Source organism: Methylobacterium segetis (genome assembly GCF_004348265.1).
Lineage (GTDB): Bacteria > Pseudomonadota > Alphaproteobacteria > Rhizobiales > Beijerinckiaceae > Methylobacterium > Methylobacterium segetis.
This window is the reverse complement of sequence record NZ_SMNT01000136.1, coordinates 1-14,642: the sequence shown is the minus strand read 5'-3', so window position 1 is coordinate 14,642 and position 14,642 is coordinate 1. Positions and strand designations below refer to the sequence as shown.

General features: G+C 70.4%; 16 protein-coding genes. 14 read left to right on the top strand and 2 right to left on the bottom strand.

All coding sequences use genetic code 11. The features are described from left to right. Both E1J50_RS23915 and E1J50_RS23910 read right to left on the bottom strand, forming a co-directional pair. Positions 1-700: GNAT family N-acetyltransferase (locus E1J50_RS23915; RefSeq protein ID WP_132256389.1), on the bottom strand; the 700-nt coding region annotated here is incomplete at its 3' end. 205 nt (positions 701-905) lie between these two features. Continuing rightward, a complete protein-coding gene (locus E1J50_RS23910; protein WP_132256387.1) occupies positions 906-1,292 on the bottom strand; it encodes a DUF2267 domain-containing protein in 387 nt (128 codons plus the stop codon). A gap of 141 nt (positions 1,293-1,433) precedes the next feature. Between E1J50_RS23910 and E1J50_RS23905 the strand changes: the two genes are divergently transcribed. The 14 genes from E1J50_RS23905 to E1J50_RS23840 all read left to right on the top strand — a co-directional run. Further along, positions 1,434-2,978, top strand: a complete 1,545-nt coding sequence (locus tag E1J50_RS23905; RefSeq protein ID WP_132256385.1) for a helicase HerA-like domain-containing protein — start codon at positions 1,434-1,436, stop codon at positions 2,976-2,978. Positions 2,979-3,170: 192 nt separating this feature from the next. After that, positions 3,171-3,503: a 50S ribosomal protein L21 gene (rplU, locus tag E1J50_RS23900; protein WP_132256383.1), complete on the top strand. Its 333-nt coding sequence runs from the start codon at positions 3,171-3,173 to the stop codon at positions 3,501-3,503. 43 nt (positions 3,504-3,546) lie between these two features. Next, entirely contained in the window at positions 3,547-3,813 is a 267-nt protein-coding gene (rpmA, locus tag E1J50_RS23895) for a 50S ribosomal protein L27 (RefSeq protein ID WP_132256381.1), read from the top strand. Positions 3,814-4,010: 197 nt separating this feature from the next. After that, entirely contained in the window at positions 4,011-4,637 is a 627-nt protein-coding gene (locus E1J50_RS23890; RefSeq protein ID WP_132256379.1) for a GNAT family N-acetyltransferase, read from the top strand. 103 nt (positions 4,638-4,740) lie between these two features. Continuing rightward, positions 4,741-5,778: a GTPase ObgE gene (obgE, locus tag E1J50_RS23885; RefSeq protein WP_132256377.1), complete on the top strand. Its 1,038-nt coding sequence runs from the start codon at positions 4,741-4,743 to the stop codon at positions 5,776-5,778. Positions 5,779-5,904: 126 nt separating this feature from the next. Then, entirely contained in the window at positions 5,905-7,026 is a 1,122-nt protein-coding gene (proB, locus tag E1J50_RS23880; protein ID WP_132256375.1) for a glutamate 5-kinase, read from the top strand. A gap of 116 nt (positions 7,027-7,142) precedes the next feature. After that, the gene (locus E1J50_RS23875; protein WP_132256372.1) at positions 7,143-8,441 is read left to right on the top strand and encodes a glutamate-5-semialdehyde dehydrogenase; all 1,299 of its coding nucleotides are present in this window, start codon (positions 7,143-7,145) and stop codon (positions 8,439-8,441) included. A 27-nt stretch (positions 8,442-8,468) separates the two neighbouring features. Beyond that, positions 8,469-9,071 carry a nicotinate-nucleotide adenylyltransferase gene (locus E1J50_RS23870; RefSeq protein ID WP_132256370.1) on the top strand — a complete coding sequence of 201 codons (603 nt, stop codon included), beginning with the start codon at positions 8,469-8,471 and terminating at the stop codon, positions 9,069-9,071. A gap of 155 nt (positions 9,072-9,226) precedes the next feature. After that, positions 9,227-9,607: a ribosome silencing factor gene (gene rsfS, locus E1J50_RS23865; RefSeq protein ID WP_132256367.1), complete on the top strand. Its 381-nt coding sequence runs from the start codon at positions 9,227-9,229 to the stop codon at positions 9,605-9,607. A 10-nt stretch (positions 9,608-9,617) separates the two neighbouring features. Then, on the top strand, positions 9,618-10,118 hold the full coding sequence (gene rlmH / locus E1J50_RS23860) for a 23S rRNA (pseudouridine(1915)-N(3))-methyltransferase RlmH (RefSeq protein WP_132256365.1): 501 nt from the start codon (positions 9,618-9,620) through the stop codon (positions 10,116-10,118). A gap of 16 nt (positions 10,119-10,134) precedes the next feature. Beyond that, complete coding sequence (locus E1J50_RS23855) at positions 10,135-11,490, top strand: murein hydrolase activator EnvC family protein (protein WP_132256363.1); 1,356 nt, start codon at positions 10,135-10,137, stop codon at positions 11,488-11,490. After that, positions 11,490-12,812, top strand: a complete 1,323-nt coding sequence (locus E1J50_RS23850) for a S41 family peptidase (RefSeq protein ID WP_132256361.1) — start codon at positions 11,490-11,492, stop codon at positions 12,810-12,812. Before E1J50_RS23855 ends, E1J50_RS23850 begins: the two co-directional genes overlap by 1 nt. Positions 12,813-13,066: 254 nt before the next feature. Then, positions 13,067-14,299: a divergent polysaccharide deacetylase family protein gene (locus E1J50_RS23845; protein ID WP_132256359.1), complete on the top strand. Its 1,233-nt coding sequence runs from the start codon at positions 13,067-13,069 to the stop codon at positions 14,297-14,299. A 60-nt stretch (positions 14,300-14,359) separates the two neighbouring features. Next, positions 14,360-14,642 (top strand): NUDIX domain-containing protein (locus tag E1J50_RS23840; RefSeq protein ID WP_132256357.1); only part of this gene is annotated, 283 nt, incomplete at its 3' end.

The following is a 14,642-nucleotide window of genomic DNA, read 5'->3' as shown; positions in this document are numbered from 1 at the left end:
CGGTGCCCTCCAGGCTCGCGCAGCCGATCAACGCGTCGATCCGGTGGTGCAGCACGTAGGCGTAGATGCCGTGCCAGAGGAGTTCGACCGTGCGCTTGGTGCGGTAGGGCTTCAGGACGCAGGAGCGCCCGAGCTCGAGGAGCCGCTTGCCGGGATTGGCGGCGAGGAGCGGCGCGATGTCGTATTCGCCGGCCGTGTAGAAGCCGAAATGCCGGTCCGCCATGTCCTGCCGGAGCAGGCGGTAGGTGCCGACCACCTTCGGCCGCGCCTTGCGGAACGGCTTCGCCTCGGTCGCCGCGTGGTCGATGACGAGGAGGTGGTCGCAGATCGCGTCGTAATCGTCGACATCCCGGCGCGAGAGCATCGCCATGCCGTTCGGGATCGCCGACATCTCCTCGTAGAAGACGCGGAAGCGCAGACGCTGGGCGCGGCGCACCTCCGATTTCCGGGTGGCGAGCCGCACCTCGAGGCTGCCGATGCGCCCGAGACTCGGATCGAGGCCGGGAGTGGCGAGGGGTGCCCGGAAACGCTCGCCGAAGCGGATCGGCGTGGCGCCGGGCGGGATCAGGCTGCGGCCGCCGAAGCCGGGAAGGCCGACCGCGGCGCTCCGCTGCTTCAGCCGGGTGATCGGGCCGTTCACGCCCTTCTCCCAGCCGCTCAGCCAAGCCGCGGAAGCGCCCCGCGCGAAATTCGCGACCATGGTTCAGCCTGCCCTCGGGTGTCGGCGGGGCCTACCCCCGGGATGGAAGGCCCCGGCCTCGCGGATGCGACAACACCACGAAGCGCGCACGCTTTTATGACGGTCGCGCGCCTTGCGCATCAAGGACTTGGCAGCCGCTGCGGCTCGGTCCGGAACCGGCCCCGAACGCGTAGCCGCCGAACCATTCGCGAGCGGGCGGGGCGGCTCAGACGAATTGGTTGAGGCCGGGGATCGAGCCGACGATCGGCCCCATCACGTCCTCGCCGGCCTTCTCGCGGCCGTAGGCGAAGAGCTCCTGGCCGAGCGGCTGCATCTGGCCCATCGGCACGCCGGCCGACATCAGCTTCTGGCCGAGCGCCATCACGCCGCCGCCCATCATGCCGCCGAGCATGCCCATCAGGCCGCCGCCACCCTCGGTCCCGTTCGACTCGGCGATCAGGCTCTCGGAGCCGGGCATCGCGGCGAGAAGCTGGCTCACTTCGGTTGCCGGGCCCTCCTTCTGGAGGAAGGCGAGGATATGGCCGATCGCGGTCTGCGCCGTCGCGGCGTCCAGGCCCGTGCGGGCGGTGACGCGGGCAATCAGTTCTTCCATCGGGGCGGGCTCCTGAGGGTACGGTATCCCACGTCCTTCGGGCCTGCGCCCTGCGAAATCAAGCCGCCGCGGGGACAAGATCTGGAAAACGGATCGCCCCGGCGGCATAACCTTGAGCGCAATCGATCGGGCGAGGGCGCGATGGCGGACGACGGCACGATTCTCATCGGCAAGAGCAGCGGCGACACCGGCAAGCCCGAGCGTCTGACGCTCCGCCTCGCCAACCGCCACGGCCTCGTCGCGGGCGCGACGGGCACCGGAAAGACCGTGACCCTGCAGGTCATGGCCGAGGGGTTCTCGAATGCGGGTGTCCCCGTCTTCGCCGCCGACATCAAGGGCGATCTCTCGGGTCTCGCCGCACCCGGCGAGGCGAAGCCCGTCTTCGTGAAGCGGGCCGAGGAACTCGGGATCACCTACGAGCCCGACCGATTCCCGACCGTCTTCTGGGACCTGTTCGGCGAGCAGGGCCACCCGATCCGCTGCACCGTGATGGAGATGGGCCCGCTCCTGCTGGCGCGGCTCCTCGAACTCAACGACACGCAGGAGGGCGTCCTCAACATCGCGTTCCGGGTGGCCGACGAGAACCAGTGGCCGGTCATCGACCTCAAGGACCTGCGCGCGCTCCTCACCGTCCTCACCGAGAACCTGAAGGAGATCTCGGGCACCTACGGGAACGTCTCGGCCGCGAGCGTCGGAGCGATCCAGCGCCAACTCCTGATGCTGGAGAACCAGGGGGCCGACAAGTTCTTCGGCGAGCCGGCGCTGAACCTCTCGGACTTCATGCGCACCGACCGCGAGGGCAGGGGCTTCGTCAACATCCTGGCCGCGGACAAGCTGATGCAGAAGCCGCGCCTCTACGCGTCGTTCCTGCTGTGGATGCTGTCGGAGCTGTTCGAGGAACTGCCGGAGGTCGGCGACCTCGACAAGCCGAAGCTGGTCTTCTTCTTCGACGAGGCGCATCTCCTCTTCAACGACGCCCCGAAGCCGCTCCTCGATGCGGTCGAGCAGGTCGTGCGCCTGATCCGTTCGAAGGGCGTCGGCGTCTACTTCGTGACGCAGAACCCCCTCGACGTTCCGGAGACGGTGCTGGGCCAGCTCGGCAACCGGGTGCAGCACGCGCTGCGCGCCTTCACCCCCCGCGACCAGCGCGCCGTGAAGGCCGCCGCCGAGACCTTCCGGCAGAATCCCGGCTTCGATGTCGCCAAGGCGATCACTGAACTCGGCGTCGGCGAGGCGCTCGTGAGCTTCCTAGAGGCGAAAGGAACGCCCTCGGTGGTGGAGCGCGCGCTCGTCGCGCCGCCGCAGGGACGTGTCGGCCCGCTGACCCCTGCCGAGCGCGCCGACCTCGTCGCGAGAAGCCCGCTGCGAGGCAAGTACGACGAGACCGTCGACAACGAGAGCGCCTACGAGATGCTCGCCAAGCGAAAGGGCCTCGATTCGGCGCCGGCGGAGGCCGCGCAAGGGTCTGAGGGCGGCCTCGGCGGTCTGCTCGGCAGCCTCGGCGGGATGCTGGGCGGCGTTCTCGGCTCGAAGCCCGCGCCGCAGGGCAAGGGCGGGCGCCGGCCGCCTCCGAGCCTTGCCGAGCAGGTGGTGACGAACGCCGCCCGCTCCATGGCGCGCTCGGTCGGCACGCAGGTCGGCAACGCCATCCTGCGAAACGTGCTCGGCGGCCTGATGAAGAAGTAGGGCGTCGGCCGGGCACGCGAGATTGACAATCGCGACCGCTCCGGCCTATCCCCCGGCCACCACGCGCGGCTTCCTCGCAGAAGTCCGCGCGTTTCGCGTTTCGCCGCGGGCCACCCTGCCGGTCGGGACGAACTGATAAAAAGCCGGTCCAGGGGGCGACCCCGGAGGCCGATCGGAACACGAGAGAGAACGATGTTCGCAGTCATCAAGACCGGCGGCAAGCAGTACCGCGTCGCCGCCAACGACACCATCACCATCGCCAGCCTCGAGGGCGAGGCGGGCTCCAGCGTCACCTTCGGCGAGGTGCTGCTGTTCACGGACGGAGACGCCACCCAGGTCGGCGCGCCGCTCCTGTCGGGCATCAGCGTCACGGGCGAGATCGTCTCCCACGGCCGGGACAAGAAGGTGATCGCCTTCAAGAAGCGCCGCCGGCAGAACTCGCGCCGCAAGCGCGGCCACCGGCAGCACCACACGGTCGTGCGCATCACCGGCATCGACGCCGGCGCGAAGAGCGCCAAGGGCTGAGCTCCGCTCGCCGCGATCTCCCTCGAATCCGGAGTAGATTTCCATGGCACACAAGAAAGCAGGCGGCTCGTCCCGCAACGGCCGCGACTCGGCAGGCCGGCGCCTCGGCGTCAAGAAGTTCGGCTCGGAAGCCGTGATCGCCGGCAACATCATCATCCGGCAGCGCGGCACCAAGTGGCACCCCGGCACCAATGTCGGCATGGGCAAGGATCACACCCTGTTCGCCCTCACCGACGGCCGCGTCCGCTTCGAAACGAAGCGCGGCCGCGCCTTCGTAGCGGTCGTACCGGTGCAAGAGGCGGCCGAGTAAACGGCGGGCAAGCTCGACGGACGAAGGAGCTTCCCGCCGGTGTCCCACACCGAACCGGCGGATCCGAAGCTCCCTCGAGGGCCCGACACAGGGCCCGGGTTGCGAACGGAACGCGGGGGAGGATGGGATGCCATCTTCCCCTTTCTTCGTCAGAAGGCCTGAGGCGGTCTGTCCGCCCGCGATCGGAGCCCGCGACGATGTTCCCCGATCTCACCCGCGACGACGTCTTCCGCCTGGAGACCCGCCGGCTCTGGCTGCGCTGGCCCTGTGCCGCCGACGCGGAGGCGATCGTGGACCTCGCCGGCGACCGGGCCGTGTCGGAGATGACGGCCCGGATCCCGCACCCGCTCGACCGGACGACGGTGGACGGGTTCATCGTCAAGGCACGCTGGGGCAACACGGAGGGCCGCTCCCTCGTGATGGCGATCGCCCCGCGCGGTCGCCCGCAGAGTCTGATCGGCATCGTCGCGATCGAGCCCGATCCGACGGCGGCCGGCCCCCATCTCGGCTACTGGCTCGGCGCTCCGCACTGGGGCAATGGGCTCGTGACCGAGGCGGTCGGCGCGATGGTGGAGGCGTACTTCGCCTATACGCCGGGCCGGGTGCTGACGTCGGCCGCCCGCGTCGAGAACGCGGCGTCCCGGCGCGTCCTTCAGAAGTGCGGCTTCGCGCATGAGGACACGGCGCTCGCGCCGTTCCCGGCGCGCGGCGGCGACCTTCCGGTCGACCGCTTCCGCCTCGACCGGCGGATGTGGCAGCGCCGGAACGGCGGCGAGGGAGCGGCCTTCTCCGAGCGGTCGGTGCTCCTGGCCGTCCACGCATGATCACGGCCGGGCGCCCTGGCATTCCGGCCGCCCGGCCCACACCTTGCCCCAACGCGTCCGCGCACGACAGCGCGGACGTCGACCCGATGACGAGCCTGACGCCGTGAAATTCCTCGACGAAGCCAAGGTCTACATCCGCTCCGGCGACGGGGGTGCGGGCTGCGTCTCGTTCCGGCGGGAGAAGTTCATCGAGTTCGGCGGGCCGAACGGCGGTGACGGCGGCCGCGGCGGCGACGTCTGGGTTGAGTGCGTCGAGGGCCTCAACACCCTGATCGACTACCGCTACCAGCAGCATTTCAAGGCGCGCAAGGGCGAGCACGGCATGGGCTCGAACCGCCACGGCGCGAAGGGCGCGGACGTGGTGCTGAAGGTGCCGGCGGGCACCGAGATCCTGGCGGAGGACGGCGAGACGCTGATCGCGGACATGACCGAGATCGGCCAGCGCGTGCGCCTCGCCAAGGGCGGCAATGGCGGCTTCGGCAACGCCTATTTCACCACGTCGACGAACCGGGCGCCGAAACACGCCAATCCCGGCCTGGAGGGCCAGGAGCAATGGATCTGGCTGCGCCTCAAGCTGATCGCGGATGCCGGCCTCGTCGGGCTGCCCAACGCCGGCAAGTCGACCTTCCTCGCCACCGTGACGGCGGCCAAGCCCAAGATCGCGGATTATCCTTTCACGACGCTGCATCCCGGCCTCGGCGTGGTCCGGGCCGACGGGCGCGAATTCGTGCTCGCCGACATCCCAGGTCTGATCGAGGGCGCGCACGAGGGCGTGGGCCTGGGCGACAAGTTCCTCGCGCATGTGGAGCGCTGCCGGGTGCTGCTGCACCTCGTCGAGGGTACGAGCGAGCATGCGGGCAAGGCCTACAAGCTGGTGCGCGGGGAGATCGAGGCCTATGGCCACGAGCTTGCCGAGAAGCCGGAGATCGTCGCCCTCTCGAAGGCCGATACCCTCGATCCGGACACGCTCAAGGAGCAGGTCGCGCGGCTGAAGCGGGCGGCCAAGCGCACGCCGCTGATCCTGTCCTCGGCCACAGGGCGGGGGGTGCAGGAGGCGCTGCGGGCGGTGATGGCGGAGATCGACGCGGCGGGTGCCGCGAAGGCCGAGGCGTCCGCAGCCTCGATCGGCTGGCAGCCGTGACGTGCTAGGCTGACCGACCAGACTTCCGATGGCTTCGACGGTGGCGAGGACCCATCGGGTGCCGCCGCTGTTCAACGGCAGCGAGTTCGTGCACACGGATTTCGGGCCCGCACACATACTCCGCACATGATTCCGAGCCTCGAAGATTTCCGCCGCGTCGTGATCAAGGTCGGCTCGGCCCTGCTCGTCGACCGGGCCCGCGGCCGCCTGCGGCACGCCTGGCTCGCCGCGCTCGCCGAGGACATCGCGGACCTGCACGCCCGCGGCGTCGACGTGCTGGTCGTCTCCTCGGGCAGCATCGCCCTCGGGCGCACGGTGCTCGGCTTCCCGCCGGGGGCGCTCCGTCTGGAGGAGAGCCAGGCTGCGGCTTCGGTCGGCCAGATCGCGCTCGCGCGCCACTGGGCCGAGGCGCTCGGCCATCACGGCATCGTGGCGGGGCAGATCCTGGTGACGCCCCGGGACACGGAGGAGCGGCGGCGCTATCTCAACGCCCGCGCCACCACCCTGAAGCTCCTCGAAGTCCGCGCCGTGCCCGTCGTCAACGAGAACGACACGGTGGCGACGAGCGAGATCCGCTACGGCGACAACGACCGCCTCGCCGCACGCGTCGCCACCATGATCGGCGCGGACGTGCTGGTGCTGTTCTCCGACATCGACGGCCTCTACACCGCGCCGCCGCATGTCGATCCGGACGCCCGGCACCTGCCCGTCGTCGAGCGGATCACACCGGAAATCGAGGCGATGGCAGGCGGACCCGCCTCCGAACTGTCGCGCGGCGGCATGCGCACCAAGGTCGAGGCGGCCAAGATCGCGGTCGGGGGTGGCACCCACATGATCATCGCCGACGGCCGCGAGAAGAACCCGCTGCGCGCGATCGTCGGGGGAGGGCGCTGCACGTGGTTCCTGTCGGGATCGACGCCGACTGCTGCCCGCAAGACCTGGATCGCCGGCTCGTTGGAGCCTCGCGGAAGCCTGATCATCGATGACGGCGCCGTACGCGCCCTGCAGGGCGGCGCGAGCCTGCTCCCGGTCGGCGTGCGCGCCATCGAGGGCAGCTTCGGGCGCGGCGACGCCGTGCTGATCCGTGACCTCAAGGGTCGTCCCCTCGGCCGTGGCCTGGTGGCCTACGACAGTTCGGAGGCGGCCCTCATCATCGGGCGCCCGAGCAGCCATATCGCGGAGTTGCTCACCCATCCCGGACGGGCCGAGATGGTCCACCGCGACGACATGGCGATGTTCTCGGAGTAGAGCAGGGGCGCTGCGCGGGCGGGTTGTTTAGGATCGGAACGCCGTGCATAGACGGGTTCTCGGTGAGGCGGCCACGGAACTCAGCGGCCGCGAGGATTGCGCGAGGATCGGCCGCCGTGCCCGCTCTGAACCTGAAATCTGATTTTGCGGATGCCGACGACCTCGATACGCAGATGGCCGCGATCGGCCGTCGCGCACGGGCGGCAGCCCGGCAGATGGCGCTCGCCTCGGCCCAGACGAAGGACATCGCGCTGCGCGCGATCGCGGAGCGCATCCGCGTCGGCAGCGCCGAGATCCTGCGCGCGAACGCCCGCGACGTCGCGGCGGCCAAGGCCGCGAGCCAGTCGGCGGCGCTGATCGACCGGCTGACCCTCGACGAGAAGCGCATCGCCGCGATCGCGGACGCGGTCGAAAAGATCGGCGCGCTCGCCGACCCGGTCGGGCGCCAGCTCGCGGCTTTCGAGCGGCCGAACGGCCTGCTGATCGAGCGGATCGCGGTCCCGCTCGGGGTCATCGGCGTGATCTTCGAGAGCCGGCCGAACGTCACCGCAGATGCCGGCGCCCTCTGCCTGAAGGCCGGCAACGCGGCGATCCTGCGGGCGGGGTCCGACAGCCACCGGAGCGCGATGGCCATCGCGCGGGCGATGAGCGAGGGCTTGGTCGAGGCCGGCCTGCCGGCGGACGCCATCCAGATCGTGCCGACCCGCGACCGTGCGGCGGTCGGCGCGATGCTGACGGGCCTCGGCGGCGCCATCGACGTCATTGTACCCCGCGGCGGGCGCAGCCTCGTCGAGCGCGTCCAGGCGGAAGCCAAGGTGCCCGTTTTCGCCCATCTCGACGGCATCTGTCATGTCTACGTCGCGGCCGCCGCCGATCTCGGCATGGCCCGCACCGTGCTCCTCAACAGCAAGATGCGCCGCACCGGGATCTGCGGCGCGGCCGAGACGCTGCTCGTCGACCGCGCCTGCGCCGATACGCACCTCGCTCCCCTCGTGACCGCCCTGCTCGACGCCGGCTGCGCCGTTCGCGGCGACGAGGCCGTCCGCGCGGTCGATCCTCGCGTCACCTCCGCCACGGACGAAGACTGGCGCACGGAGTACCTCGACGCGATCATCTCGGCCCGCGTGGTCGAAGGGCTCGATGCGGCAATCCAGCACATCGAGGCGAACGGCTCGCATCACACCGACGCGATCATCACCGAGGATCAGGCTGAGGCGACGCGCTTCCTCGCCGAGGTCGATTCGGCGATCGTCACGCACAATGCCTCGACACAGTTCGCCGACGGCGGCGAGTTCGGCTTCGGCGCCGAGATCGGCATCGCGACGGGACGCATGCACGCCCGCGGGCCCGTCGGTGTCGAGCAATTGACCACGTTCAAGTACCGGGTGCACGGCAACGGCCAGACAAGGCCGTGAGCCTCCGGATGCGGGCCTGACGCCGCGGTGATCCCGCGCCTGCCGCCCGCCGCGCCGGGCCAGCGGATCGGGCTGTACGGCGGCTCCTTCAACCCGGCTCATGCGGGTCATCGGCACGTCAGTCTCACCGCCCTCCGGCGCCTCCGGCTCGACCGGGTCTGGTGGCTGGTCACGCCCGGCAATCCTCTGAAGAGCCTCGGCGCCCTTGCCCCACTCGCCGAACGGGCGGCCGGGGCACGGCGTGTCGCCGCCGATCCGCGCATCGCCGTGACGACCTTCGAGGCCGAGATCGAGGCGCGCTTCACGCGCGATACCCTGCGCTTCCTCCTGCGGCGGCGCCCCGACCTGCACTTCGTCTGGATCATGGGCGCCGACAGCCTCGCGACATTTCATCGCTGGAAGGGGTTTCGCGACATCGCTGCCGCGGTGCCGGTCGCCGTCTTGGACCGGCCGGGTTTCACCCTGAGCGCACCGAATGCCCGCGCTGCGCAGACACTTCAGCGCTTCCGGCTGCCGGAAGCGGAAGCGGGGCGGCTCGCCGTGGCGCGACCTCCGGCCTGGGTCTACCTGCACGGCCCGCGATCCGACCTCTCGTCGACTGCGATCCGCCTTAGGATGGGCGCGGCCTGACCGGTTCGAAGCGACACAGGCGCCGAATCGTCGGGACGAAGCGGGCATGCGTATTGAAAACCGTCCGCGAACCCTCCAATCTCAGGGACGCGCGCGAATGTTGTCGCGCCTCCGTATTGACCTGAGGAACCAGGACGCTGTCCGAGACGCTCGACATGGGAACCAACGGTTCCGAGACCACCGCCCTCGCCAGGGCCCAAGATCTGAAGGATCTCGCACTCGGTTGCCTCGACGAGATGAAGGCCGAGGAAACGATCGAGATCGATCTCGCCGGCAAGACCTCGCTGGCCGACACGATGATCATCACCTCCGGCCGATCGCAGCGCCACGTCGGCGCGATCGCGGACAAGATCATCCAGGACATGAAGGACAAGGGCTTCGGCACGGCCCGGGTCGAGGGGATGCCGGCCTGCGACTGGGTGCTCATTGATGCGGGCGACGTGCTCGTCCACATCTTCCGCCCGGAGGTGCGCGGCTTCTACAACCTCGAGAAGATGTGGGGCGCGGACCGGCCGGTCGGCCGGATGGCCGGCTGACGCCGCAGCCTTGCGCCTCGCCGTCGCCGCGGTCGGACGCCTGAAGGCCGGTCCCGAGCGCGATCTCGCGGCCCGTTACCGGGACCGTGCGGGACAGGTCGGCCGCGGCCTCGGCATCCCAGCCTGCGAGATGATCGAGATCGTCGAGAGCCGCGCGCGCCGCGCGCCCGACCGCTGCGCCGAAGAGGGCGCGCACCTGCTCGGCCATTGCCCGACCGGCGGCATCCTCATCGCCTACGACGAACGCGGACGCTCGGACCTGTCGAGCGAGCGGATCGCGGAGCGCATCGGTGGCTGGCGCGATTCGGGCAAGGCGGCCCTCCTCGTTGCGATCGGCGGGGCGGACGGCCTCGATCCGAGCGTACGCGACCGCGCGGACCTGATCCTCTCTTTCGGGGCGGCGACCTTGCCGCACGGTCTCGTGCGGGTTCTTGCCTTAGAACAGCTGTATCGCTCCCTCACGATCCTGGCCGGCCACCCGTATCATCGGGGCGGCCCGGACGGATCATAGGGGCGGGTAGGGCAGGATGGCGCGCGGGGCGCAACTCCGACATGGGGGGTGGATCGGGCTCGCGCTGCTCCTGAGCGGCGGGCCGTTGTGCGCGCAGACGCCGGCCGGGCAGCAAGCACCGGCGCCTCTATCCGAAGCCGACAAGATCCGGGCAGCCGTCGAGGAGCGTGACCGGCGGACGGAGAACCTGAAGCGGATCGAGGAAGCACTTACGGCCTCTGGCAGTGCGCGTGCGCAATTCGAGGCGGAGATCGCCGCGATCGGCGGCGACCGGGCGAAGCTCAACGCTGCCCTGCTCGACGCGACGCGCCAAGCCCAGGCCACTGAGGACCGGATGAGCCGGCTGGAGGAGCGCCTGCGCAATCTCGGCGCCAGCGAGGCGGCGATCCGCCGGTCGCTGGAGGGGCGGCGGGGCGTCATCGCCGAGATCCTGGCCGCTCTCCAGCGCATGGGGCGACGGCCGCCTCCGGCCGTGCTGGTTCAGCCCGAGGACGTCCTGGCGGTGATCCGCACCTCGATGCTGCTCGGCGCCATCGTGCCGGAACTGCGCGGGGAGGCCGAGACGCTGGCGAGCGACCTCGCCGAGCTCGTGCGCCTGCGTGGCCTCATCGCCGCCGACAAGGAAGGTCTCCGGAACGATCTCGCGGGCTGGGCCAGGGAACAGCAGCGCCTCAACGCCCTCGTCACCGCCCGGCGGGCGCGCCTCGCCGAGGTCGAGAGCGGCCTCGCCGCCGAGCGCCTGCGCGCGGCGGAGCTCGGCGTGCAGGCCAAGAGCCTGCGGGATCTCGTCGACCGCATGCAGGGGGAGGTCTTCGCCGCCCGACGCGCCGCCGAGGAGGCGCGGAACGCGGAATTGCGCGAGGCGAGGCTGACGCAGGAGCGCTTCGCGGCGGCGGGCTTCAAGGATCCGGCCCGGCTCGCCCCCAAGATCCGCTTCGCCGAGGCACGGGGCGACCTGCCGAAGCCTGTCAGCGGGCGGCTCCTGCGCGCCTTCAACCAGCCGGACGGCAATGGCGGGATGACGCGCGGCATTTCGCTCTCGACCCGCCCGAAGGCCGTCGTGGCATCACCGGCAGACGGGTGGGTCTCCTTCGCGGGGCCGTTCCGTTCGTACGGCCGTCTCTTGATCATCAATGCGGGCGATGGCTACTATCTCTTGTTGGCAGGGATGGATCAGATCAACGTCGAGGTCGGCCAGTTCGTGCTCGCCGGGGAGCCGGTGGCGAGCATGGGAGAAGGGGCGGCGAGCCCGCAGGCTGGCGAGGGTGACCGAAGCGATCCGGTCCTGTACGTCGAGTTCAAGAAAGACGGCGGCTCCATCGACCCGGAGCCTTGGTGGGCGAAAGGCCCCAGCGAGAAGGTTCGCGGATAATGCGCAAGATGTCCCTGGTCATGCTCGGCGCGCTCCTCGGCGCGGGCACGTCGATGCTGGCGACGCAGACCCAGTTCCTCTCCGGTCCGAGCGCGGTCGCCGCCTCCGCCGAAACCTATCGTCAGCTCAGCCTGTTCGGTGACGTCTTCGAGAAGGTCCGTACGGACTATGTCGAGAAGCCCGAGGAAGCGAAGCTGATCGAAGCGGCCGTGAACGGCATGCTCACCTCGCTCGACCCGCATTCGAGCTACATGGACGCGAAGGCCTTCCGCGACATGCAGACGACGACGCGCGGCGAGTTCGGCGGCCTCGGCATCGAGGTCACGATGGAGGACGGCCTGATCAAGGTCGTCACCCCGATCGACGACACGCCCGCCTCGAAGGCGGGGCTGCTCGCCAACGACATCATCACGCAGATCGACGAGGAGCAGGTCCAGGGCCTCACCTTGAATCAGGCGGTCGACAAGATGCGCGGCCCGGTCAATTCCTCGGTCAAGCTCAAGATCAGCCGCAAGGAGGCGAAGGACCCGATCGAGGTCTCGCTGACCCGCGACGTCATCAAGATCAAGCCGGTGCGCTCCCGCGCCGAGGGCGGTGACATCGGCTACGTCCGGCTGACCCAGTTCAACGAGCAGACCTTCGACGGCCTGCGGAATGCGGTCGACAAGCTGACGACCGAGATCGGCCAGGACAAGCTCAAGGGTTACGTCATCGACCTGCGCAACAACCCGGGCGGGTTGCTCGACCAAGCGGTGATGGTCTCCGACGCCTTCCTCGACCGCGGCGAGATCGTCTCGACGCGCGGCCGCAACCCGGACGAGACGCAGCGCTTCTCGGCGAAGTCGGGCGACATCACGAAGGGCAAGCCCGTCGTGGTCCTCGTCAACGGCGGGTCTGCCTCGGCCTCGGAGATCGTGGCCGGCGCCCTGCAGGATCACAAGCGCGCGACCATCCTCGGCACGCGCTCCTTCGGCAAGGGCTCTGTGCAGTCGATCATCCCGCTCGGCGGCAGTGGCGCCCTGCGCCTGACGACCGCCCGCTACTACACGCCGTCGGGCCGCTCGATCCAGGCCAAGGGCATCGAGCCGGACCTCGAGGTGCTGCAGGAAGTGCCCGACGAGCTGAAGGGCAAGGACGAGACCAAGGGTGAGGCCGGCCTGAAGGGTCACCTCAAGCAGAAGGACACGGAGGAGCGCGGCGGCTCTTCGGCCTACGTCCCGCCGGACCCGGCCAAGGACAAGCAGCTGACCGCCGCCTTCGACTTCCTGCGCGGCATCCAGAAGGGCGCGGCGAACACCCAGAAGCCGAGCCTGCCGAACTGAGCGCGCCGCCCAGCGCGACCTGACACCGATCGAAGCCCCCGCCCGACCCTTTCGGGCGGGGGCTTCTCGTTCCGGCGGATCGCGCGAGCGGCCGTTGGGGCCGTCGACGAGCCTTTCGAGTACCGGCGCGAGGCCGAGCCTGCGCGCTCGCATCCGCCGTTAGCCGAACGTTAACCATGACGCCCCGCAATGGCGGCGGGGGACCGTTGCGCGCTCGTCGGCGCCAGGGCGGCCGCCCGCCTGCCGAGGATGCGGTGAGCCTGCCCTCCGACGATATCCTGACCCGGCCGCTCGGAGTGCCGGAACCTGCCGATGCCAGCCTCAAGGGCCGGCTGGCGCGGCTGCGCGCGCGCCTGCGCCCTGCGCACGTCTACGCCGGTCTCGCGGCTCTGCCGACCGGAGCCCTCGCCATTCTCCTCATCGTCGGTGATCCGCGCGGCGGGGAGCCCCGAACGCATGCGGAGATCGCCCTACGCGAGGCGCCCGCCGACCAGCCGCGCCCGGCATCCATGGAGCAGCCGCGGATGGCGGAGGCCGAACCGGCTCCGCCGTTGCAGCGCAGCGCGGAGGAGGTCGAGAGCGCTTCCGGCGTCACGGTCTTCCGGCCCTCGGGGAGTGCCGCGCCGAGCGAGGCGGTGGTGATCCGCGTGCCGACAGTTTCGGTGAAGCTCGCGCCCGCGCCGGATGCCCGCCTCGTCGAGCGCGGTCGCCACGGCGCTATGCCGAAGGTCGGGGAGGGGCGGCTGCGCCCACTCGACCTGTACGCGCGGCCGGAGGAGCCCGGCTCGGGCCCGCGCATCGCGATCCTCCTCACCGGCCTCGGTACGGGGCAGGCAGCGACAGCCAGCGCCATCGTGAAGTTGCCGCCGCAGGTCAGCCTCGCGTTCTCGCCCTACGGTGAGGTCGAGCGCAGCGCCGCTCGCGCCCGCGATTTCGGGCACGAGGTGATGGTCCAGGTGCCGATGGAGCCGTTCGACTATCCCGACAGCGATCCCGGCCCACAGACCCTGCTGACCGGCGCGCGTCCTGCGGAGAATGCCGACCGTCTGGCCTGGGTGATGAGCCGCGTACCCGGCGCGATCGGTCTCGCGAACCTGATGGGCTCGAAGCTGATCACCGATGCGACGGCCCTGGAGCCGCTGCTACGCGAAGTCGCCGCCCGCGGCCTCGGCTTCGTCGACGACGGCACCGCTCAGCGCTCGCTCGTCGCGAGCCTCGCCGCCAAGACGAAGGCCCCGGCCGCACGGGCCGAGATCGTTCTCGATGCCGCCCCGCGGGCCGAGGCGATCGACGCGGAACTGGCTCGCCTCGAGGCCCAGGCGCGGGCGAAGGGCTTCGTGCTCGCCTCGGCGGGCGCCCAGCCGCTCACCATCGAGCGCGTCGCGCGCTGGGCGAAGGATCTCGATGCGCGCGGCATCCGCCTGGTGCCGGTCAGCGCGGCCCTCCGCACGCCGGCTGCGGGAACCCGGCTGTCCCGAGCTGAATAGGCGCGGCACGGATACTCGTGGACGTTGCCGCCGCGGGGCCGGCTGCTATGGTCGCCGGCGATGACGATTGAGCCTCCCGCCGGCCAACACCCGGCTCCGCCCGACCTTCCCTACCGGCCCTGCGTCGGCATCACCCTCGTCAACCGGGCCGGGCTCGTGTTCATCGGCCGCCGTCGCAAGGAGGGCGGCCCCGAGCATGTGTCCGGCGACTATTCCTGGCAGATGCCGCAGGGCGGAGTGGATCCGGACGAGGATCCGCGCGCGGCGGCGATGCGCGAACTCTACGAAGAGACGAACGTCGCGCAGAACTCGCTGCATTTCCTGGCCGAGATGCCGGGATGGC

Excerpts from the sequence above, each read along its gene's own strand:
- E1J50_RS23910 (WP_132256387.1), bottom strand. The coding sequence starts at position 1,292 with ATGGAAGAACTGATTGCCCGCGTCACCGCCCGCACGGGCCTGGACGCC.
- E1J50_RS23905 (WP_132256385.1), top strand. The coding sequence starts at position 1,434 with ATGGCGGACGACGGCACGATTCTCATCGGCAAGAGCAGCGGCGACACC.
- rplU (WP_132256383.1), top strand. The coding sequence starts at position 3,171 with ATGTTCGCAGTCATCAAGACCGGCGGCAAGCAGTACCGCGTCGCCGCC.
- rpmA (WP_132256381.1), top strand. The coding sequence starts at position 3,547 with ATGGCACACAAGAAAGCAGGCGGCTCGTCCCGCAACGGCCGCGACTCG.
- E1J50_RS23890 (WP_132256379.1), top strand. The coding sequence starts at position 4,011 with ATGTTCCCCGATCTCACCCGCGACGACGTCTTCCGCCTGGAGACCCGC.
- proB (WP_132256375.1), top strand. The coding sequence starts at position 5,905 with ATGATTCCGAGCCTCGAAGATTTCCGCCGCGTCGTGATCAAGGTCGGC.
- rsfS (WP_132256367.1), top strand. The coding sequence starts at position 9,227 with ATGGGAACCAACGGTTCCGAGACCACCGCCCTCGCCAGGGCCCAAGAT.
- E1J50_RS23855 (WP_132256363.1), top strand. The coding sequence starts at position 10,135 with ATGGCGCGCGGGGCGCAACTCCGACATGGGGGGTGGATCGGGCTCGCG.
- E1J50_RS23850 (WP_132256361.1), top strand. The coding sequence starts at position 11,490 with ATGCGCAAGATGTCCCTGGTCATGCTCGGCGCGCTCCTCGGCGCGGGC.